The organism is Pseudorhodoplanes sp., assembly GCF_059499825.1.
Genome location: NZ_JCABZI010000010.1, coordinates 1 through 20,840, shown reverse-complemented (window position 1 = coordinate 20,840; position 20,840 = coordinate 1). Strand labels below are relative to the sequence as shown.

The 20,840-nt window shown below is 63.3% G+C and carries 24 protein-coding genes and 1 pseudogene; 8 read left to right on the top strand and 17 right to left on the bottom strand.

Going from position 1 to position 20,840, the window contains the following annotated elements; genetic code table 11:
• The first annotated feature begins 28 nt into the window (after positions 1–28).
• Entirely contained in the window at positions 29–274 is a 246-nt protein-coding gene (locus AC5I5I_RS13920) for a hypothetical protein (RefSeq protein WP_495973966.1), read from the top strand.
• Positions 275–281: 7 nt separating this feature from the next.
• On the opposite strand, the gene AC5I5I_RS13915 is transcribed toward AC5I5I_RS13920, so the two are convergent.
• From AC5I5I_RS13915 to AC5I5I_RS13895, 5 genes are all read right to left on the bottom strand, one after another.
• Positions 282–986, bottom strand: coding sequence for an ABC transporter ATP-binding protein (locus AC5I5I_RS13915; RefSeq protein WP_495973964.1), 705 nt, complete (start codon positions 984–986; stop codon positions 282–284).
• A complete protein-coding gene (locus AC5I5I_RS13910; protein ID WP_495973962.1) occupies positions 986–1,717 on the bottom strand; it encodes an ABC transporter ATP-binding protein in 732 nt (243 codons plus the stop codon). Before AC5I5I_RS13910 ends, AC5I5I_RS13915 begins: the two co-directional genes overlap by 1 nt.
• Positions 1,714–2,721: a branched-chain amino acid ABC transporter permease gene (locus AC5I5I_RS13905; RefSeq protein ID WP_495973960.1), complete on the bottom strand. Its 1,008-nt coding sequence runs from the start codon at positions 2,719–2,721 to the stop codon at positions 1,714–1,716. Before AC5I5I_RS13905 ends, AC5I5I_RS13910 begins: the two co-directional genes overlap by 4 nt.
• Positions 2,718–3,590: a branched-chain amino acid ABC transporter permease gene (locus AC5I5I_RS13900; protein WP_495973958.1), complete on the bottom strand. Its 873-nt coding sequence runs from the start codon at positions 3,588–3,590 to the stop codon at positions 2,718–2,720. Before AC5I5I_RS13900 ends, AC5I5I_RS13905 begins: the two co-directional genes overlap by 4 nt.
• A 79-nt stretch (positions 3,591–3,669) precedes the next feature.
• Entirely contained in the window at positions 3,670–4,908 is a 1,239-nt protein-coding gene (locus AC5I5I_RS13895) for an ABC transporter substrate-binding protein (RefSeq protein WP_495973956.1), read from the bottom strand.
• 210 nt (positions 4,909–5,118) lie between these two features.
• On the opposite strand from AC5I5I_RS13895, the gene AC5I5I_RS13890 reads away from it, so the two are divergent.
• Positions 5,119–5,598, top strand: coding sequence for a MarR family winged helix-turn-helix transcriptional regulator (locus AC5I5I_RS13890; protein WP_495973954.1), 480 nt, complete (start codon positions 5,119–5,121; stop codon positions 5,596–5,598).
• Positions 5,599–5,728: 130 nt separating this feature from the next.
• Here AC5I5I_RS13890 and hppD read toward each other — a convergent pair whose 3' ends face one another.
• The gene (hppD, locus tag AC5I5I_RS13885; RefSeq protein WP_495973952.1) at positions 5,729–6,850 is read right to left on the bottom strand and encodes a 4-hydroxyphenylpyruvate dioxygenase; all 1,122 of its coding nucleotides are present in this window, start codon (positions 6,848–6,850) and stop codon (positions 5,729–5,731) included.
• Between the two features lie 124 nt (positions 6,851–6,974).
• On the opposite strand from hppD, the gene AC5I5I_RS13880 reads away from it, so the two are divergent.
• A complete protein-coding gene (locus AC5I5I_RS13880; protein WP_495973950.1) occupies positions 6,975–7,451 on the top strand; it encodes an Lrp/AsnC family transcriptional regulator in 477 nt (158 codons plus the stop codon).
• Between the two features lie 82 nt (positions 7,452–7,533).
• On the opposite strand, the gene AC5I5I_RS13875 is transcribed toward AC5I5I_RS13880, so the two are convergent.
• The 7 genes and pseudogenes from AC5I5I_RS13875 to paaN form a co-directional block, all read right to left on the bottom strand.
• The gene (locus AC5I5I_RS13875) at positions 7,534–8,235 is read right to left on the bottom strand and encodes an ABC transporter ATP-binding protein (RefSeq protein ID WP_495973948.1); all 702 of its coding nucleotides are present in this window, start codon (positions 8,233–8,235) and stop codon (positions 7,534–7,536) included.
• Positions 8,222–9,010, bottom strand: coding sequence for an ABC transporter ATP-binding protein (locus tag AC5I5I_RS13870; RefSeq protein WP_495973946.1), 789 nt, complete (start codon positions 9,008–9,010; stop codon positions 8,222–8,224). Before AC5I5I_RS13870 ends, AC5I5I_RS13875 begins: the two co-directional genes overlap by 14 nt.
• A complete protein-coding gene (locus tag AC5I5I_RS13865) occupies positions 9,007–9,948 on the bottom strand; it encodes a branched-chain amino acid ABC transporter permease (protein ID WP_495973944.1) in 942 nt (313 codons plus the stop codon). The genes AC5I5I_RS13870 and AC5I5I_RS13865 overlap by 4 nt, the downstream gene beginning before the upstream one ends.
• A gap of 1 nt (position 9,949) precedes the next feature.
• The gene (locus AC5I5I_RS13860) at positions 9,950–10,822 is read right to left on the bottom strand and encodes a branched-chain amino acid ABC transporter permease (protein WP_495973942.1); all 873 of its coding nucleotides are present in this window, start codon (positions 10,820–10,822) and stop codon (positions 9,950–9,952) included.
• 11 nt (positions 10,823–10,833) lie between these two features.
• Positions 10,834–11,280, bottom strand: a complete 447-nt coding sequence (locus AC5I5I_RS13855; RefSeq protein ID WP_495973940.1) for an endonuclease domain-containing protein — start codon at positions 11,278–11,280, stop codon at positions 10,834–10,836.
• Between the two features lie 79 nt (positions 11,281–11,359).
• A complete protein-coding gene (locus AC5I5I_RS13850) occupies positions 11,360–12,508 on the bottom strand; it encodes an ABC transporter substrate-binding protein (protein WP_495973938.1) in 1,149 nt (382 codons plus the stop codon).
• 32 nt (positions 12,509–12,540) lie between these two features.
• A pseudogene (gene paaN / locus AC5I5I_RS13845) lies at positions 12,541–14,201 on the bottom strand (phenylacetic acid degradation protein PaaN).
• A gap of 175 nt (positions 14,202–14,376) precedes the next feature.
• On the opposite strand from paaN, the gene paaG reads away from it, so the two are divergent.
• From paaG to AC5I5I_RS13820, 5 genes are all read left to right on the top strand, one after another.
• Complete coding sequence (gene paaG, locus AC5I5I_RS13840) at positions 14,377–15,174, top strand: 2-(1,2-epoxy-1,2-dihydrophenyl)acetyl-CoA isomerase PaaG (protein ID WP_495973936.1); 798 nt, start codon at positions 14,377–14,379, stop codon at positions 15,172–15,174.
• 2 nt (positions 15,175–15,176) lie between these two features.
• On the top strand, positions 15,177–15,611 hold the full coding sequence (gene paaI, locus AC5I5I_RS13835) for a hydroxyphenylacetyl-CoA thioesterase PaaI (RefSeq protein WP_495973934.1): 435 nt from the start codon (positions 15,177–15,179) through the stop codon (positions 15,609–15,611).
• Between the two features lie 4 nt (positions 15,612–15,615).
• The gene (gene paaK / locus AC5I5I_RS13830; protein ID WP_495973932.1) at positions 15,616–16,926 is read left to right on the top strand and encodes a phenylacetate--CoA ligase PaaK; all 1,311 of its coding nucleotides are present in this window, start codon (positions 15,616–15,618) and stop codon (positions 16,924–16,926) included.
• Positions 16,926–17,558 carry a TetR/AcrR family transcriptional regulator gene (locus tag AC5I5I_RS13825; protein ID WP_495973930.1) on the top strand — a complete coding sequence of 211 codons (633 nt, stop codon included), beginning with the start codon at positions 16,926–16,928 and terminating at the stop codon, positions 17,556–17,558. Before paaK ends, AC5I5I_RS13825 begins: the two co-directional genes overlap by 1 nt.
• A 145-nt stretch (positions 17,559–17,703) precedes the next feature.
• Entirely contained in the window at positions 17,704–17,901 is a 198-nt protein-coding gene (locus tag AC5I5I_RS13820) for a hypothetical protein (RefSeq protein WP_495973928.1), read from the top strand.
• 111 nt (positions 17,902–18,012) lie between these two features.
• Here AC5I5I_RS13820 and paaE read toward each other — a convergent pair whose 3' ends face one another.
• The 4 genes from paaE to paaB are packed head-to-tail and all read right to left on the bottom strand — an operon-like array spanning position 18,013 to position 20,680.
• Positions 18,013–19,089, bottom strand: coding sequence for a 1,2-phenylacetyl-CoA epoxidase subunit PaaE (gene paaE, locus AC5I5I_RS13815; protein ID WP_495973926.1), 1,077 nt, complete (start codon positions 19,087–19,089; stop codon positions 18,013–18,015).
• A gap of 10 nt (positions 19,090–19,099) precedes the next feature.
• Positions 19,100–19,606, bottom strand: a complete 507-nt coding sequence (paaD, locus tag AC5I5I_RS13810; RefSeq protein WP_495974781.1) for a 1,2-phenylacetyl-CoA epoxidase subunit PaaD — start codon at positions 19,604–19,606, stop codon at positions 19,100–19,102.
• Positions 19,606–20,361 (bottom strand): 1,2-phenylacetyl-CoA epoxidase subunit PaaC, encoded by a 756-nt coding sequence (gene paaC, locus AC5I5I_RS13805; protein WP_495973924.1) that lies wholly within the window; start codon positions 20,359–20,361, stop codon positions 19,606–19,608. Before paaC ends, paaD begins: the two co-directional genes overlap by 1 nt.
• A 31-nt stretch (positions 20,362–20,392) precedes the next feature.
• On the bottom strand, positions 20,393–20,680 hold the full coding sequence (paaB, locus tag AC5I5I_RS13800; protein ID WP_495973922.1) for a 1,2-phenylacetyl-CoA epoxidase subunit PaaB: 288 nt from the start codon (positions 20,678–20,680) through the stop codon (positions 20,393–20,395).
• Positions 20,681–20,840: the final 160 nt, after the last annotated feature.

Genomic DNA, 20,840 nt, shown 5'->3' with positions numbered 1-20,840 from the left:
GAACAGGACAGACGTTGTGAGGACGTTGATGACCATGCTTGCTGCCCGCAAGACCGTTCGGATCGCCGAGCCCGAGGCTTTTGGCGACGTCACCCTGGCGCCGGCTTTCATGACCGGCCAGAGCGAAACCCAGCTGGCCCGCGCGATGGCGCATGTGCTGGTGGAAAAGCAGCCGTCGACCGCCTCGCAGGCGCTTAGCCAGTTGCGCGCGCTGTTTCCGGAATCGCCGCTGCCGGTACGCGTCGCGGCCCTCAACGCGCTGATGCGGCGGTAGTCCCTCTCTACATTCCCAGATACGCCTGCCGGACGCGATCGTCGGCCAATAATTCCTGGCCCGTGCCGGTCAGCGTGATGCGGCCGTTTTCCAGCACATAGGCACGGCTCGCGAGCTTCAGCGAGACCGCCACGTTCTGTTCGACCAGCACGCAGGTCAGCCCGTCGCGATTGAGGTCGCGGATGGTGGCCAGCACGTCCTGCACCAGGGCGGGAGCCAGACCGAGCGACGGTTCGTCGAACATCACCAGCTCGGGCTCACCCATCAGGCAACGGCCGATCGCCAGCATCTGCTGTTCGCCGCCCGAGAGCGTTCCGGCCGCCTGCCCCGAACGTTCGCGCAGACGCGGAAACATCGCCAGCACGCGATCGCGGTTCTTCACGCGGCTCGCGCTTGCGCGCGGCAGCATCGCGCCCATGTCGAGATTTTCGGAGACCGAGAGATTAGGGAAAATCTGGCGGCCCTCGGCCACCTGCCCGATGCCGAGATTGCAGACCTTGTAGCTCGGCAGGCCGGCGATTTCATTGTCGTGAAAGCGGATATTGCCGCGCACCGGACGGACCATGCCGGCAATGGTGCGGATCAGCGATGTCTTGCCGGCACCGTTGGCGCCGACAATCGCGACGATCGCACCTTTCGGCACTTCGACCGACACGCCGTCGAGCGCCTGCGCGTCGCCGTAAAATACATCGATGCCATCGACCTTCAGCATCAGTGCACCGCCTCGGCGCCGAGATAGCACGCCAGCACGTCGGGATCGCGGGTCACGACTTCCGGCGTGCCCTCCGCGATCACCTTGCCGTAATTCACCACCACGATATGCGCCGACAGCGCCATCACCGCGCGCATCACATGCTCGATCAAGAGGATGGTGACGCCGGTATCGTCGTTGAGCTTGCGGAACACGGTCACCATGCGGTCGGTCTCGGTCGGACGCAGGCCGGCCATGACCTCGTCGAGCAAGAGGATTTTCGGCTTGGTCGCGAGCGCCCGCGCCACTTCCAGGCATTTGCGGTCGGGCAGCGTGATGCCCGTGGGGCGCGCGGAGCGCTTGTCGTCGAGGCCGAGCAGCTTCAGGACATCGTTGGCGTAGTCCCGCGCTTCCTTCACGTCATCGGTCCAGGCCAGCGCGCCGATCGCGACATTCTCCTCGACCGTGAGATCGTTGAACGGACGCACGATCTGGAAGGTGCGGCCGACACCGGCATGGCAGATCTGGTCCGGACGCTTGCCGACCAGCGAGGCGCCATCGAGCAGCACGTCGCCGGTATCGGGCCGGAACACGCCGGCGATCATGTTGAAGACCGTGGTCTTGCCGGCGCCGTTCGGTCCGATCAGGGCCTGGATCGCGCCGGCCTTGACCTCGAACGACACATCGTCGACGGCCCGCAGACCGCTGAAGCTTTTCGAAATGCCTTTGACCGAAAGCGACGCCGCGGTCATGAGCGGCCTCCATCCGACTTTTTGTCGAGCCGCAACGCACGCGCGATCCAGGGCCACACGCCGGAGGGGCGGAACAGCACGATGATGGCGACGCACAGGCCCCAGAAGAACTGCTTGATGCCGTCGATCTTCATGCCTTCGGTCAGCGCAGTCAGCGTTTCGCCGAGCGGGGTGAGCACGAAGGCGCCGATAATCGGACCCATCAGCGTGCCGACGCCGCCGACGATGGTGCCGAGGATCATCTCGATCGAGCGATTGGTGCCGAACGTCGATTCCGGGAAAAGGTTGTTATAGTAGAAGGCGTACCAGACGCCGGCGATGCCGGTGAGCCCGGACGAGATCGCGACCGCGATCATCTTGTATTTGAACAAATGAATGCCGCTTGCCTCCGCGGCTTGCTGATCCTCGCGGATCGCCTGCCAGTAGTAACCGAGCTTTGAATTCAGCAGCAGCCGGCACAGCGCGAGCGCGAGCGCGGTCATCGTCAGGATCACGTAATAGAACATCACCGGCGAGCCGCGAAGATTGACGAGATCGATCCGGTCGCGGTTGGCGACCGGCAGGAACAGGCCTTCGGTGCCGCCGAGCCAGCGGGTGTGGTCCACCATGATCCCGGTGAATTCGGCGAAGGCGATGGTCAACAGCGCGAAATAGACGCCGAGGATCGAAAACCGGAAACCGAGATAGCCGATCAGACATCCGACCGCGACCGACAGCGCGACCGAGACGAAGACACCGATCAGCGGCGGAATGCCGTAGCGGATGAACAGCGCCGCGCTGGCATAGGCGCCGATGCCGACAAACAGCGCATGCCCGAGCGAGAGCAGACCCGCGAATCCGAGCATCAGGTTCCAGGCCTGTCCGACATAGGCGAAATACAGAACGATGATCAGCACGCTCAGCACGTAATTGCTGACCAGATAGGGTGCCGCGACCAGCGCCGCCCCAAACAGGGCAAGCAGCACAAGGCCATGGGCCGGTACGCCGTCAAACAGCCGGTTCATCGCTGAACTTTCCCGAGCAGGCCTTGCGGACGGAACAGCAGCACCAGGATCAGGATCCCGAAGCTGAAGGCGCTCTTGAGCGATGGCTGCAGCAGGATGCCCGCGAGCGCCTCCGACATGCCGATCAGGATGCCGCCGAGCAGCGCACCCGGCAGGCTGCCCATGCCGCCAAGAATGACGATGATGAAGGCGAGCAGCGTATAGGGCGGGCCGAGATAGGGATGCACGTCAACGATCATCACCATGATCGCCCCGGCGGCACCAAGACACGCACAGCCGATGGCGAAGGTCAGCGCGAAATAGTGGCGCACGTTCAGCCCGACCACGAGCGCACCGGTGTAATTGTCGCCGCAGGCGCGGATCGCCTTGCCGGTGTCGGTGTATTTGAAGAAGGCGAACATCGCGCCCGAGCCGAGCAGCGCGACAATTCCGGCGTAGAGCCGCACCTTGTCGATGATCAGCGGGCCGACCGAGAAGGAGTCGAGGGCATAGGGGACGTTCACGCCCTGCGCCTGCGGCCCGAACAGCATCAGGCAGACCGCGATCAGCATCACCGCGACTGCGGCCATCAGCAGGAACTGGAAATAATCGTGCAGATGCGCGACCCGCCGCACGACCCAGTCCTGCAGCAGATAGCCGAAGCAGAACAGGATTGCCGCGATGAACGGCACCGCGAGCAGCGGATCGATGCCGAGATGGCGGAACGCCACCACGGTGAAGAACATGCCGAGCACCATGATCTCGCCATGGGCGAAATTCACGATCCGGATCACGCCAAAAATGACGGAAAGCCCGAGCGCGCTGAGGCCGTAGATCAGTCCGGTCAGCAGACCGCTGATCGCGACATTGAAATAGATTTCGGTTGGCACGGCCTATCCCGCGTGGGCCAGTCTGATGAGAGCCGGCTCCGGCCGCGAGGCGGCCGGAGCGTCTTGTCGCTATTTTGCGTCAGCGCTTGGCATAGGGCGTCATCGGCCAGTCGACCTTGGCGTCGGTGGCGCCCTTCGGGGCCACCGTGACGAGCTTGCCGCCGCGGTTCTGAATCGCCGAATTGACCAGCTTGTCGTTCTGACCCTTGGCGTCGAACTGGATGCCGGGGCCGGTGGAGACGTTGTCCTTGATGTCGGTCGTACGCACGGCATCGGCGAGCGCTTTCGGATCGGCCGAACCGGCACGCTTGTAGGCGTCAGCCGCGATCAGCAGCGCCTCGAACGTATAGACATGGTTGGTGTTCATGTTGGTGTCGGGGAACTGCTTGGCAAGCGCCGCCTGCAACGCCTTGGCGAGCTTCTTGTTGGGATCGTACCAGGGCACGAAGCTGATCGGACCGTCGGACAACTTGCCGAGGGTCTTCATGTACTGGTCCTCATACCAGCCCGGGCCCATGCTGAGCACGCCCATGCCTTCCCAGCGCTGCTTGACCAGCTCGCGGGTGATCAGGATCGCGTCGTTGAGCCGGCTGACCACCAGCAGCGCATCGGCGCCGGTGCCCTTGGCCTTGGCGACTTCGACCGAGAGGTCGCGCGCCTTCAGATCGTAAGCGATGGTGTCCGCGATCTGATACGGCATCTGGAATTTCTCGATCGCGCCCGGCAGCACCTTTGCCATCGCACTGCCGAAGGTATCGGTCACATGCATGAAGGCGACCTTCTTCGGCGCCTTGCCGGTCTCGCCGAAAATTTCCTTCTGGTTCGTCATCGCGTCCGAGGTGATCTTGCCGGCTACGGGGAAGTTGCGAAACACGAACTTGTAGCCCTGCTCGGTGATCGGCGGGGCCGCTGCAATGTTGATGACGTAAGGAATGCCGCGCTGCTCTGCGACCTGCGCGATCGCGGTCGACTGGCCGGAATCGAACGCGCCAACCAGAAGCTGGGCACCTTCGTTGATCAGCTTTTCGGCCTGCGCGCGGGCGATCTGGACGTCCGACTCGGTGTCGGCATTCATGATCTGAAGGCTGGGCTGACCGATATCCTTGAGAATGCCGGCTGCGACATCGACGCCGCGCTGGCAATCCTGGCCGATGAAGGCCTGAACGCCCGAACGCGGCAGCAGCACACCGACTTTCAGCGGCGCGCCTTGCGCCCGGCCGATGTTGAACGGCGCGGTACCGGCAACGATGCCTGCGGCGCCGAGACCGGCGGCGAAGGTGCGGCGCGTGACGCGCGGAAGACGAGACTTGATGGACATTTTGTAACTCCTCCCTTGATGGTCCGCTGACCCTGGGACCGTGATTGGTCCCTTTTTCTTATTGTTTCGGCCGACTTGCAATGCCTGACTTCTGCGACATCGGCCCGCGCACAAGCCCAGTTTCCGATTAGAGCAAATTGTTGTATAGCACAATCAGTGTTGAGAACAACAATTTGCGTCCGGCAAGCGTACCGGGCGCTGGGAGGATCAATGGCTGACAGCCCTGCCGCGGCGCCGTTATCGCGTCCGCCGAAGAGCCGCCGCGACATCGCGCTCGATGTGCTCGACACGCATCTTGGTTACGCGCTGCGCCGTGCGCAGGTCTGGGTGTTCCAGGACTTCATCCGCACGCTTTCGGTGATCGACATTCGCCCAGCGCAATATTCGGTGCTGACGGTGATCGGCGCCAATCCGGGGCTGTCGCAGGCCGAGCTTGCCGACCGGCTGGCGATTGAGCGCGCGCGGCTGGTTCACATGCTCGACCATCTACAGAAGCGCGGCCTGACCGAGCGCCTGCCCTCCCCGACCGATCGACGCACCCATGCGCTGCAACTGACCAAGGACGGTCAGAAACTTCTGAAGCGCGCCAAGGCGCTGGCCGCACGCCACGAAGCGAAGCTCGCGGAGAAGATGGGCGCCGGGGCACGCGACAAGGTGATGGAGCTGCTCCAGGTGTTTGTCAGGAAGTGATCTCAACATTGGATAGCTGTCATCGCCCGCAAAAGCGGGCGATCCACGCCACAAGTCCGTAAACACCTGGCGGGATGCCCCGCTTCGCGCGGGGCATGACAGGTTTGCGATACCGGCGCGGTCCCAGACCTTACGCCGCGTCCTGGTCCGCCTTCAGCACGCCGCGGCGGATCTGATCCTCCTCGATCGACTCGAACAGCGCGCGGAAATTGCCCTCGCCGAAACCGTCATCGCCCTTGCGCTGAATGAATTCGAAGAAGATCGGGCCGAGCACGGTGCCGGAGAAAATCTGCAGCAGCACCTTCGTCATGCCGCCGTCGACGACACCCTCCCCGTCGATCAGCACGCCGCTGGCTTTCAGCTTGGCGATGTCCTCGCCATGGCCCGGCACACGCGCGTCGATCTTCTCGTAATAGGTCGCAGGCGGCTGCGGCATGAAGGGCAGGCCGTTGGCGCCAAGCTTCGCGACGCTCTCGTAGATGTCGCGGCAGCCCATCGCGACGTGCTGAATACCCTCGCCCTTGTATTCGCGCAGATATTCCTCGATCTGCGACTTGTCGTCGAGCGACTCGTTGATCGGGATGCGGATCTTGCCGCAGGGCGACGTCATCGCCCGCGAGATCAGGCCGGTGAGCTTGCCCTCAATGTTGAAGAAGCGGATCTCCCGGAAATTGAACAGCTTCTGATACCAGCCGGCCCAGTGATCCATGCGGCCGCGCAGCACGTTGTGGGTCAGGTGATCGAGATAATACAGACCGCAATTTTCCGGCTTCGGGTCGCGCTCGCCGGTCCAGACGAAATCCACGTCCCAGATCGAGCCTTTCTCGCCGTAGCGATCGACGAAATACAGAAGCGAACCGCCGATGCCCTTGATCGCCGGGATCGCAAGCTCCATCGGCCCCACGCTGGTCTCGCCGGGCTCGGCGCCCAGCGACAGCGCGCGCTCATAGGCCTTCTTCGCATCGACGACACGAAACGCCATCGCGCAGGCGCAGGGACCGTGCTCGGCCGCGAAGCGCTGTGCGAACGACTTCGGCTCGGCATTGACTACGAAATTGACGTCGCCCTGGCGCCAGAGCTGCACGTTCTTGGAGCGGTGCTTGGCGACCAGCGTGAAGCCCATGGTCGCGAACAGCTTGCCGAGTTTTTCCGGCTCGGGATGGGCGTATTCGACGAATTCGAGGCCGTCGGTGCCCATCGGATTCAATTCGGAAATGACGGCAGCCGGCGCGTCATGCGGAAACGGACCCATGGCGATCTCCTGTGCGAAAAGCTTATTGTTCTGAGGTGGAAAATACCCGACACCGGGTGCAAATTGCGTGCAAATTTGTTGCTTTCTCGCTATGTTATGCGCAATTCATGCATTTTTACGCTCAATGGCACACGAACCGATCACCATCGATGACGCCGACCTCAAGCTGCTGTCCGCGCTCCAGGATAACGGCGCTCTGACCAACCAGCAGCTTGCCGATGCGGTCCGGCTGTCGCCCTCGCAATGCTCCCGCCGCCGCCAGCGGCTGGAACAGGCCGGCGTGATCCGCCGCTATCGCGCCGACCTCGATCCCGCTTTGCTCGGCTTCGGCATCACGGTCTTCATCTTCGTCGCACTCGCCACGCATTCGCGCAACAACGCGCGGCGCTTCCGCGATCTGGTAGCGACGCTGGCAATGGTGCAGGAGACCCACGCGCTGACCGGCGATTCAGACTATCTGCTCAAGGTCGTGGTGACCGATCTGCGGGCGCTGTCGGCGCTGGTCAACGATGTGCTGCTGCCGCACGAGGCGGTGGAGCGGGTGCGCTCCAGCATCGTGCTGGAGACGTTGAAGGACGAAGCCAAGCTGCCGATCGGATGACGTGATCCATCATCGGATGAGCGCAGCGATATCCGCGTCGGTCGCAACCCCGCATGTAGCTGCGCTCATGCGGGCTACGAAACTAAACCCCCAGATACGCCTCGCGCACCCGTGTGTCGTTGAGCAATTCGCGCCCGGTGCCGGAATGCGAGATGCGTCCGGTCTCCAGCACATAGCCACGGTCAGCGATGGCAAGCGCCGCATAGGCATTCTGCTCAACCAGCAGGACGGTGATGCCCTGCCGCTTCAGCGCGGCGACGATCGAGAAAATCTGGTCGACCAGGATTGGCGCAAGCCCCATCGACGGTTCGTCGAGCAGCATCAGTTTCGGGCGGGCCATCAAAGCACGTCCCATCGCCAGCATCTGCTGCTGGCCGCCGGAGAGCGAGCCCGCGGCAATCGCTCGCTTCTCCGCGAGCACCGGGAAGGTCGCATAGACGCCTTCGATGTCGGTTGCGATCTCGTTGTCCTTGCGCGACCAGGCGCCAAGCCGGAGATTGTCCTCGACCGACAGCGGCGCGAACACCTGCCGGCCTTCCGGAACCTGCACGATCCCGCGTGCGACACGGACATGCGGTGCGACGCGGTCGATCGCATCGCCGAGGAAACGGATCGATCCGCCCGAGACCGGCTGCACGCCCGAAATCGCACGCAGCAGCGTGGTCTTGCCGGCGCCATTGCTGCCGACCAGCGTCACGATCTCGCCCTGCTTCACCTCGAGCGAAAGCCCGTGCAGGACTTCGATCCGGCCATAGCGGCTGGACAGGTTGTCAATGACCAGCATCGGCCACCTCCCCGCCCGCATGCGCACCGAGATAGGCCGCGATCACCGCCGGATTCGCGCGCACCTCCTGCGCTGTGCCCTGCGCCAGCGTGCGGCCCTGGTCGAGGACATGAATGCGGTTCGATATCTTCATTACCAGCCGCATGTCATGCTCGACCAGCACGACCGCGACGCCCTGCGCCGCGATCTTCTGGATCACCGCATCGACCTCCTCGGTCTCGACTGCGTTGCAGCCGGCGGCGGGCTCATCGAGCAGCAGCACCTTCGGTTCGGATGCAAGCGCGCGTGCGATTTCGAGCCGCTTCAGCGCGCCATAGGGCAATTCGCCGGCCGGCCGGTTGCCGAGCTTGCTCAGGCCCACGAGCGACAGCAATTCCTCCGCGCGACGGCGGGAGGCGCGGTTTTGAATCACCACGCTCGGAAGCCGGAAGATATGCGCGAACACGTTGCGGTTCTCGTGCAGGTGACGGCCGACCATCACGTTTTCCAGCGCGGTCATGCGGAAGAACATCTGCAGGTTCTGGAACGTGCGCGACAGACCGCGCGCCGCCAGCACATGCGCCGGCAGGTTGGTGACGTCCTGCCCTTCCAGCGTGACCTTGCCGCGCGGCGCCTGGTAAAGCCCCGAAATCATGTTGAAGAGCGTGGTCTTGCCGGCGCCATTCGGTCCGATGATGGCGAAGATTTCGCCGGCATCGACCGAAAGCGACACGTCGTCCACGGCGCGCACGCCGCCGAAATCGATGCCGAGCCCCTGTGTCGACAGCACGCTCATGACGGGCTCCGCCGGAACAGGCTGGCAAGGCTCGGCACGATGCCCGCGCGCAGAAAGATCATGAACACGATCATGATCGCGCCGAGCGCGATGTGCTCGTAATCGTGGAACACCGTCAGCAATTGGGGGAGGATCGTCAGCAGCGCGGCGCCAACGATGGAGCCCAGGATCGACCCCAGGCCGCCCAGCACCGCCATCACCACGAATTCGATCGAGCGCAGGAAGCCTGCGGTCGCGGGCGTCACCAGTCCGTCGAACAGCGCCAGATAGGCGCCGGCCACGGCCGCATAGATTGCGGACAAGACGAAAGCGATCAGCTTGTAGCGCGCGACATCGATGCCGAGCACGCGCGACGCCACCTCGCTGTCGTGAATGGCGCGAAGCGCGCGCCCGGTCGGCGAGTCGATCAGGTTGACCGTCAGCAGCGTCGCCAGCACAAGTGTCACGCCGGAAATCCAGTACCAGGTCACCGAGCCGCGCGCGGTCCATCCAAACAGCACCAGCCGCGGCACCGGCATGCCATCCGGGCCGCCGGTCAGGCGCGCTTCATTGGTGAACACCATGGCAATCAGGATACCCATACCAAGTGTTGCAACCGCGAGGTAGTGCCCTTTCAGCTTGAGGATCGGACGGCCGATGACAAAAGCCAGCAGGCCCGCAACGATCACGCCCGCAATCAGTGCGATCCAGGACGGTATGCCGAAATGCGTCGGCAGCACCGCCACCGCATAAGCGCCGATGCCGAAGAATCCGGCATGGCCGAGGCTGACCTGCCCGGCAAAACCCATCAGCAGATTGATGCCGAGAACGGCGAGACTGAAGATGAAAACGAGAGCGGCAATCCGAAGATAGAAACTGGTCGGAACGAGATATGGCAGCGCGACCACCAGCGCCAAGACCAGCAGCACGACGCCGTATCGTTTCAGCAGGCTCGGCATTTCAAACGCGCTCGATGCTGGCTTTGCCGAACAGCCCCTGCGGCATGACGAACAGCACACCGAGAATGACGAGGAAGGCCACCGCATCCTTGTAGGCGGATGAAATGTAGCCGGCGCCGAACGTCTCCAGCAGTCCGACCAATAGCCCCCCCACCACCGCGCCAAGCGGATGCCCCATGCCGCCGAGCATGGCGGCGGCGAAGCCCTTCAGCGCGAGCAGCGTGCCGACATCGTAATTCGTCAGCGTGATTGGCGTCACCAGAATGCCACCGATGGCGCCGATCGCTGCCGACAGCGCGAACGATACGCCGACGATCGCGGCGGTGTTGATGCCGACCAGCCGCGCTGCCAGCCGGTTGGCGGCGGTCGCCGCCATCGCCTTGCCGATCATGGTGCGGGTGGCGAGCAGCCACAGCGCGACGACGATGACGAGCGTGCCGCCGAGCACGATAAGGCTTTGCGGCAAGATGGTTGCGCCGCCGAACTGGATCGGCTCCGTGCCCGCGAAGCCGGGATAGGAATGATAGTTCTTGTCGAACACCACCGCGGCGATTCCACGCAGGAAGATCGAGGCGCCGATGGTGATGATGATGAGGGTGACGGGTGACGCGCCCTTGGCTGGCTCGATCGCCAGCCGGTGCAGCAGCACGCCGACAAGTACGGCGGCGACCAGCGCGATCAACGCCGCAAGCGGCAGCGGAAATCCGGCGGCCACGGCGAAGAAGGTGACCATGCCGCCGATCATGACGAACTCGCCCTGCGCGAAATTGATCACGTCGGAGGCGTTGTAGATCAGCGTGAATCCCAGCGCGACCAGGGCGTAAATCGCGCCCACGGTCAGTCCGGAAAAGGTGAACTGGAGAAATTCGGGCATCTGGCGTTCTTTCAGCCTCCACTGCTCGCGACTCCCCTCCCCCCGCGAAGCGGCGGGGAGGGGTCGGGGGTGGGGGGCGCCGCGATCGAAACGGATGTCAGCGCATCGGCGATCACGGACAATACTCCGTCGATATTGGTCAGCACGTCGTCGTTCCAGAAGCGCAAGACGCGATAGCCCTTTGACGCAAGGTAGGCATCGCGCTGCCTGTCGAGTTGAAACTGCGCCGCCTCATTGTGATGGCCACCATCCAACTCGATTGCGATCCGCTGCGCATGGCAAGCAAAATCCACAAAGTAGGAACCAATCGGCGCCTGTCGCCGGAAATGCGAGACTTCCGGCGAAAGTCGTTTGAGGTGCCACCAAAGCTTCCGCTCCGCCAACGTCACGTCGCGGCGCAGCCGACGTGCTCGCGGAATACGAGGATCGCTTCGGCGTTGTCTATGCGCGCTGCTCATCCCCCCACCCCCGACCCCTCCCCGCCACTCGCTACGCTCGCGTGGGGAGGGGAGCAGAGAGTCTACCCGCTGACAACCTTCACTTCACCAGTTCCCAGTCGCCGTTCTTGATCTCCAACATCCGGAACGCCGACAGGTCGAGGCCCATGTGATCGGTCGGCGACATGTTGACGACGCCGCCGGTGCCGACGAAGCCCTTGGTCTTCTCGATCTCGTCGCGCACCTTGGCCTTGTCCGGACCGCCGGCGCGCTTCATCGCTTCTACCAGGATCATCAGGCCGTCATACATGTGCCCGCCGAACGTCGAGACCGGCTGGCCGGTCTTGGCCTCGTAGGTCTTCTTGTAATCGACCACGACCTTCTTCTGCGGATCGCTGTCGGGCAGTTTCTCCGCAACCAGCAGCGCCGCGGCCGGCAGACGGACGCCTTCCGCCGCCGCCGGTGTCGCCAGTTCGATGAACTGCTTCGTGCCGACGCCGTGGCTCTGATAGAGCGGATGGGGAATGCCGAGCTGCTTGTAGTTGCGGGTCACGATCGCCGGCCCCTGGCCGAAGCCCGGGTTGAGCACAGCCTGCACTCCGGCCTTGCCCTTGATGTTGGTGAGCTGCGCGGTCATGTCATTGTCGCGTGGCTGGTAGGTTTCCTCGTGCAGAACCTCGATGCCGTATTTCTTGACTACGGTCATGCACTGGTCGCGCATCGACTTGCCGAAGGCATCGGCACCGGAGATCATCGCGATCTTGGTGAGATTGCGGTTCTTCATGTCTTCGAAGATCTTCTCGCAAGCCATCAGATCGGTATGCGGTGTCTTGAAGTTCCATTTCTTCACCGGATGGACCGCCTGCACCGCGCCGGCGAAATTGATCAGCGGAATTTCGGCCTCTTCCGCCAGCGGAATGATCGCCATGGTGCTTGCGGTCGTCGACCCGGCGAGCAACGCATCGACCTTGTCCTGCTCGATCAGGCGGGTTGCAAAGGTGCGCGCCTGGTTGGGATCGCTGGCATCGTCATAGATGACGAGGTCGATCTTGCGGCCGTTGATGCCGCCCTTGGCGTTGAGATCGGCGACATACATTTCCAGCGTCTTCTTTTCGGGATCGCCGAGGAACGATGCGCCGCCGGTAACCGACAGCACCGAACCGATCTTGATCGGCGCCTGTGCCTGGGCGAACGACGCCGACAGCACCATGGCCGCTGCGGCAGCGAGCAGTTTGATCGGAAGTCTCATGCTTATCCTCCCTTGGATATTTTCTGACGTGTTCAGGCTGCTTTTTGGCGCCGCATGGGAGCGACGCGGAAACGATTGGCGACGAACGCGGAATCCGTCAGGCATGCATTGCCCGCCGGATTGGCGCCCGACACGTGATAGTCCGAGAACGCCGCCGACTGATTGACATAGATGCCGCCAGTCAGGTTCACCGACAATGCGACACCTGCGCGCGCAAAGGCGTCGGCCGCCGCATCGACCACATTGTCATCCGTGGAATAGAGCGAGGCCGTGATCGCGCCCTTGCGTCGCGCCGACTGCGACGCGAGGGCAATCGACTCGTCTGTCGATGCGGTACGGATCACGAAGGCGATCGGTCCGAACCGCTCCTCACCCCAGGCGCGGTCGTCTTTCGCATCCACGGCAAGCAGCAGCGGAGATGCCGTCCGTGCGGTGTCGAAGCCGGCAATCGGAGCCGGTCTTGAATCGCGCACGATCCGGCCGAGCTTGCGCGCCGTATCCACACGCTCCACCGTCGCCTCGTTCTGGATGGTGCCGAGAACATTGGCGGCGCGGTCGGGATCGCCGAGCAGCTTGTCGATTGCGGTCGCAATGCCGGAGGCGACCTTGTCGTAGCTCTTGTGCCCGTCATCGGTCTCGATGCCGCCGGCCGGCACGAAAATGTTCTGCGGCGCCGTGCACATCTGCCCGGAATAAAGCGACAGCGAGAATGCGATATTGCCGCACATGCCGCGGAAGTCATCGGTCGAATCGATGACGATGGAGTTGATCCCGGCCTCTTCGGTATAGACAAGGCCGGTGGCTGCATTCTCGCGCACCCACTGCCCGAACGCCGGCGAGCCGGTGAAATCGACAATCGCGACACCCGGATGCGCGGCCAGATCCTGCGTGATCGGTGCATCGGCTTCGTCGGGGGCCAGCATGATCACATCCGGATCGAAGCCCGCCTCTTTCAGCACCTCGCGACCGATCCTCACCGTGATCGCGAGCGGCAGGATAGCGCCCGGATGCGGCTTCACGATCACGCTATTGCCGGTGGCAAGGCTGGCGAAGATCGCCGGATAACCGTTCCAGGTGGGAAAGGTGGCGCAACCGATCACCAGCGAGACACCGCGCGGCACGATACGGAAACTCTTGTCGAGCACGATCGGATCGCCCTTGCCTGGGGCTTAACCCATTGCGCAGTACGCGGCACCCGAGTCATCTCGTCATAAGCGTAGGCGATTGCTTCCAGCGCCCGGTCCTGCGCATGTGGACCGGCGGCCTGGAACGCCATCATGAAGGCCTGCCCGGTCGTATGCATCGCGGCGTTGGCGACCAGGAAGCTCTGCGCGTTGAGACGCTTCACCATCTCGAGACAAACGCCGACGCGATCTTCGATAGACGCGCGCGCCCAGGATTGTCCCGCCTTGATGGAGCGTTCGATCAGCACGTCGGCATCGGCCGCCGGATAGGTGATACCGAGCGCCATGCCAAAGGGCGACACTTCGCGGCCGACCTGTCTGCCGCCGCTCTCACCAAGATCGAAAGGCTTGCCGAGCAGCGCCTTGAACGCGGCCTCGCCGTCCGCTTTCGCGGTCTCGCCATAGATCTTGCCGCTGGCAATTTCCGGATAGGCGCTCCAATAGGAGCGCGTGCGGCACGCGTTGACCGCCTGTTCGAGCTGCGCGCGATGCGCCTCGAAAAAATTCATGCGTCCTCCCGCGGATGTTTGGGCCGTTATCAAATCCGACCGCGTTGACACCCGAATGTCCGGCATATTAATTATCCGACCGGACGGTCAGTCAAGTAACTTTGTCGATTGTCTTGCTGCCGTAAGGGTGGAAAACACCAGAGCGCAACAATGCGCCGGGAATCGGGAGGTGCGGATGGACGAGAGTTCCATTCTCGTCGACGTGCGTACGGGCTATCGCGTCATCACGCTGAACCGGCCGCAGCGGCTGAATTCATTCACCGAGGATATGCATGTCGCGCTGAAAAAGGCGCTCGACGATGCGGAAAACGATTCCACCTGCAGGGCGCTGATGATCACCGGCGCCGGCCGCGGCTTCTGCGCGGGTCAGGATCTGAACGACCGGCTGGCAAAGCCCGGTGAGACCATCGTACTCGGTGGCACGCTGGAGCAATATTACAATCCGCTGATCCGACGGTTGCGGGCGCTTCCCTTCCCTGTCGTTGCAGCGGTGAACGGCATTGCGGCCGGCGCCGGCGCCAATATCGCGCTCGCCTGCGACATCGTGGTTGCGTCCAAGTCGGCGTCTTTCCTGCAGGCCTTCGCGAAGATCGGACTGGTGCCGGATTCCGGCGGCACCTGGTTTCTGCCGCGGCTGGTGGGCCCTGCCCGCGCGCGCGGACTGGCGCTCTTGGCCGATCCGCTGCCGGCCGAGACAGCGGAAAGCTGGGGGCTGATCTGGAAATGCGTGCCGGATGGCGAACTGATCGGCGCCGCCAATGAATTGTGCATGCGCTTCGCCGTCGGTCCGACCTACGGACTGTCGCTGATCAAGCGCGCGCTCGACGCTGCCGAAACCAACGATCTTGCCACCCAGCTTGACCTCGAACGGGATTTCCAGCGCAGCGCCGGATCGAGCCCGGACTACAAGGAAGGCGTCAGCGCCTTCATGGAGAAACGCGCGCCGAAATTCACCGGCGAGAAGGGATCGTGACCATGGACGCGGGCGAAATCGCGCGCGCCTGTGCCGATGCCATGTGGGCGGAGGATTCTGCCAGCAAGGGTCTCGGCATGCAGTTGATCTCGGTCGAGCCCGGCCGCGCAGTGCTGGCGATGACCATCACCGACAAAATGGTGAACGGCCACAATATCGCGCATGGCGGCTTCATCTTCACGCTGGCCGATTCAACCTTCGCTTTCGCCTGCAACACCTATAACCAGCGCACCGTGGCGCAGCATTGCGCGGTGACATTTCTCACCGCCGGCAAGCTGGGCGACCGCCTGATCGCAAGGGGCGTCGAACGGCACCGCGCCGGCCGCTCCGGCATTTACGACATCACCGTGACGCGCGAGGACGGCACCGTGATCGCCGAATTCCGCGGCCATTCGCGCACCATCGAGGGCACGTTGCTGCCTGCCGGGAAGGCATAGAGCCATGGTCGACGCATCCTACAAGCCGTATGGACTGGAGCCGATCGAAACCGCCTCGCGCGACGAGATCGCCGCATTGCAGACGCAGCGCCTCGCCTGGTCGCTGAAGCACGCCTATGACAATGTCGAGGCCTATCGCAAGAAGTTCGACGCCGCCGGCGTGCGACCATCCGACTTCAAGCGGCTCGAAGACCTCGCCAAATTCCCGTTCACCACCAAGGCCGACCTGCGCGAAAATTATCCGTTCGGCATGTTCGCGGTGCCGCAGGAAAAAATCGTGCGCATCCACGCCTCGTCCGGCACTACCGGCAAGCCGACCGTAGTGGGCTACACGCAGGCCGATATCGACAATTGGGCGAACCTGATGGCGCGGTCGATCCGTGCATCCGGCGGCCGTCCCGGTATGAAGGTGCATGTTGCCTACGGTTACGGCCTGTTCACCGGCGGGCTCGGCGCGCATTACGGAGCCGAGCGGCTTGGTTGCGCGGTGATCCCGGTGTCCGGCGGCATGACCGAACGGCAGGTGCAGCTCATCACCGACTTTGAGCCGGACATCATCATGGTGACGCCGAGCTACATGCTGGCGATCCTGGATGAGTTCAAAGCCAAGGGCATCGACCCGCGCGAGAGCTCGCTGTCGATCGGCATTTTCGGCGCCGAGCCCTGGACCAACCAGATGCGGGCAGAGCTCGAGGACGCTTTCGCCATGGATGCGGTCGATATTTTCGGCCTGTCCGAGGTGATGGGACCGGGCGTCGCCAATGAATGCGTCGAGACCAAGGACGGCTTGCATATCTGGGAGGACCATTTCTATCCGGAGGTGATCGACCCGGAAAGCGGCAAGCCATTGCGGGACGGGGAGAAGGGCGAACTGGTTTTCACCACGCTGACCAAGGAAGGCTTGCCGGTCATCCGCTATCGCACCCGCGACCTGACGCGGCTTCTGCCCGGAACCGCGCGCACGCACCGGCGCATGGAGAAGGTCACGGGCCGGTCCGACGACATGATGATCATCCGTGGGGTCAACGTGTTCCCGACCCAGATCGAGGAATTGCTGCTGCGCTGCCAGGGGCTGTCGCCGCATTACCTGATCGAGCTGTCGCGCGAGGACCGGCTCGATGTCGCAACGCTGTTCGTCGAAGCCCGGCCGGAGGTTCACGGCGAGGCGGAGCGCACCGCCGAGGCGGCGTCGCTCGCAATGCATATCCGCAACAACATCGGGATCGGCATCAAGGTGCTGGTCGGCGACCCCGGCGCGGTGGAGCGTTCCGCGGGCAAAGCGCGGCGGGTGATCGACAAGAGGCCGAAGGACTGATGGCGCGCCCCCGCTCCGCCGATCACGACATCAAGCGCCGCGCGATCCTCGATCGCTCCGCCAAACTGTTCGCACAGCACGGCTATGACCGTACCTCGATGGCGGAAGTGGCGGCGGCCTGCGGTGTGTCGAAAGCGTTGCTCTATCACTATTATGCGAGCAAGGAGACGCTGCTGTTCGACATTCTCAGCGTCCATTTGCAGGAGTTGCTGGACGCAGCCAATGCGGTGAGTATGTCGTTGCCGGCACGCGAGCGGTTGCGTTCACTCGTTGGGGCCCTGCTCGATGCCTATCGCGACGCCGATCAGCAGCACAAGATTCAGATCAACGAGATGGCGAAGCTGCCGCCGGAGCGTCAGAAGGCGCTGATTGGCATGGAGCGCGATCTGGTGGCGGTCTTTGCCGCCGCGATTGCCGATGTGCTGCCGGCGATCGGCCGCAGCAAAACATTGCTGAAGCCCGTGACCATGTCGCTGTTCGGGATGCTGAACTGGCACTATATGTGGTTTCGCGAGGGCGGCACGATGAGCCGCGAAGATTATGCAGATCTTGCAACCACATTGCTGATCGAGGGCGCGCAGGCGCTGGCGACGCCTGAGCGGACCGCCAAAATCTCACCGCGGGCGCTATAAAACCCCGTCAGGTCCGGCACGACCAGGTATCAACTATGATCGCAGGGAGCCTGGGGCCTTTCGTCTGGCTTCTGTTCTGCCGCAATTTTACCGTTGTCCGGGCTCACCCGTGACGCGCGAATTAACGCATACCAAGGGTCATGCCATGTCCAAGACAGGTCTTTTCGCTGCACTGCTGATCGTTTCATTTGCCCCTGCCGCTCTCGCCCAGGCTCCGGCGAAGCCAGACCAGTCCGCCATCCGTGCGAAGAAAGACGCCTGCCGGGCTGAGGCGAAGGCGAAAAACATCACCGACAAAACTCAGCGCCAAGCCTACATCAGCCAGTGCACAAGCAAGAAATAGAGACGGCTTTCCGTTGATGCTCTAGCCGCTGCGGCACAGTATCCGGCGGCAGGCGCAATGTTGCGTCCTGCCGTTCGGATAAGTGTTGATTGCAGGCGCGCAATGTCGGGCCTAGACCTCGTCGTAATCGACGACGATCTCTTTGGTCAGCGGGCGCGCCTGGCAGGTGAGCACATAGCCGGCCTCCTGCTCCCACGGCTCCAGCGAATAATTCAGCGCCATCTCGACCTCGCCGGAGACGAGCTTCGCCCGGCAGGTGCAGCACATGCCGCCGCGGCAGGAATACGGCATCTCAAGCCCCATCCGTTCGCCGGCATCGATCACGGTTTCGCCGTCCAGCATCGGGATATTATAGGCCGACCCGTGCAGCGTGACATGCGCATGCGCGACCGGCTGCTCCGTGGCGGAGGCAGCGGCGGCACGGCGTGGCGCGACCGGAACGCCATCGGTGGAAAAATACTCGATATGGATGTGGCCTTCCGGCGTACCGAGGCGCCGCAGCGTTGCCCTCGCCTCCTCGATCATGGCGCCCGGTCCGCACAGAAACGCATGATCGATCCGCTCCGCGGGCGCGAAGGATTTCAGCAGGGCTTCGATCTTGCCTGCGTCGATGCGGCCGTTGAACAGCTCGATATCCTGCTGCTCGCGCGACAGCACGTGATGCACGACGAGGCGTCCAAGGAAACGATCCTTCAAGTCCTCGAGCGCTTCCTTGAAGATGATGTCCTTGGCCGTGCGGTTGCCATAGATCAGCATGAACTGGCTGCCCGGTTCGCGGGTGAGAACGCTGCGCATCAGCGATAGCACCGGCGTGATGCCGGAACCCGCCGCGATCGCGAGATAGGTTTTCGCGGCGCCCGGCGCCGGCATGACACCGAAACGGCCCTGCGGCGTCATCACCTCGATCATGTCACCCGGCCGGATGATCTCGTTGCACAGCGTGGAAAACACGCCGCCATCGACCTTCTTCACCGCGACCCGCAATTCGCGGTCGTCGAGCCCCGTGCAGATCGAATACGAGCGCCGGATGTCCTGCCCATCACAGTCGCGCCGCAGCGTCAGATGCTGGCCGGGATGAAAGCGATACTCCTCCGCAAGCTCGGGCGGCACCGCGAACGCGATCGACACCGCGTCGGGCGTCTCGCGCCGCACGTCTGCAACTTTCAGGGTGTGGAACGCGACGGCCATGGGCGAAGCCTCATATGCACTTGAAATAATCGAAAGGTTCGGCGCAAGCCCTGCAGCGCCACAATGCCTTGCAGGACGTCGATCCGAATTCCGACAGACGCTCGGTGTTCGATGAGCCGCAATGCGGGCAGGCCACCTCGTCCTCGCCAAACAGCGCGCGGCGCGACGCCTTCCCGTTTGGCGGCGCGATCCCGTATTCCTTCAGCTTGGCCTTGCCGGCGTCTGTCATCCAGTCCGTGGTCCAGGCCGGCGACAGCACGGTCTTGATCCGCGGCATGTGGAAGCCGGCTTCCTCGAGCGCGAGTTCGAGGTTGAGCGCAATCAGGTTCATCGCCGGACAGCCGGAATAAGTCGGCGTGATGGTCGCCTCGATGAAGCCGTCGACGATGGTGATATCGCGCAGCACGCCAAGATCGGCGATGGTCAGCACCGGGATTTCCGGATCGACCACGGATTCCGCGGCCTTCCAGGCGCGCGCCACCTGCTCGCGAGCATCAATCGCTGCGACCGTCGCGATCACCACTTGGCTCCGGGATAGGTGCGCTGCAGGAACTGCAATTCGGTGAGAATGAAGCCAAGATGCTCGGAGTGGCGCCCGCTGCGGCCGCCGCTCTGCATATAGCCGTCGCGCGGCCGGGTGAGCGCCGCCTCCTCGAACACATGATCGAGCGTGCTCGACCAGCGCGCGCGGACGCTGGCAGGGTCGACCGCGATTCCCGTCTCGATCAGGGCGCGCTCGATCTGGTCGGTTTCGAACAGCTCGCCGGTGAAGGGCCAGAGTTCGTCCAGCGCATTCTGAGTGCGCCGATGGCTCTCGTCGGTGCCGTCGCCGAGCCGGATGGTCCATTCGCCGGTGTGGCGCACATGATAGGCCATCTCCTTCACCGCCTTTGCGGCGATGGCGGCAAGCGTCGCATCCTTGCTGCGCGACAATTCCTCGAAATAGGGATGCGCGAAGGCAGAGTAGAGCAAGTGTCGTACGATGGTCTGGGCGAAATCGCCGTTTGGCTGCTCGACCAGCAGCACATTGCGCCAGTCCGCGGCGTCACGCAGATAGGCGAGCGCATCCTCGTCGCGACCTTTACCCTCGATCTCACCGGCGTATGTATAGAACGAGCGCGCCTGCCCGATCAGATCGAGCGCGAGATTGCCGAGCGCGAGGTCTTCTTCCAGAACCGGCGCATGCCCGACCCATTCCGACACGCGGTGGCCGAGGATCAGCGCGTTGTCGGCGAGCCGGAGCGTGTAGGCAAAGAGCGGAGTTTCGGTCATGTCCGTTTCCTTCACCTCTCCCCGCTGACGATTACATATGCCCGACTTCGTCCGGCACCTCATAGAACGTCGGATGGCGGTAGACTTTCGACGCCGTCGGCTCGAACAGCGAATCCTTGTCGGCCGGATCGCTGGCGGTGATCGCCTGCGACGGCACCACCCAGATCGATAGCCCCTCGCCGCGCCGGGTGTAGACGTCGCGCGCATTCTGCAGCGCCATCTCGGCATCGACGGCATGCACTGAGCCGACATGGCGATGCGCGAGCCCGGTGCGGCTGCGGATGAAGACTTCCCAGAGCGGAATGTTTTGTTCGGTCATTGATTCCTCCATCTCTCTTCTCCCTCTCCCCGCTTGCGGGGAGAGGGTCGGGGTGAGGGGCGAGGCGAACACAAATCTCGAAGAAGCCCCTCACCCCCCCCCCACCCCCCGGGCCGCCCGACCCCCAAAAGCGGGCGAAGGATATAAGAAAAAAAAAAGC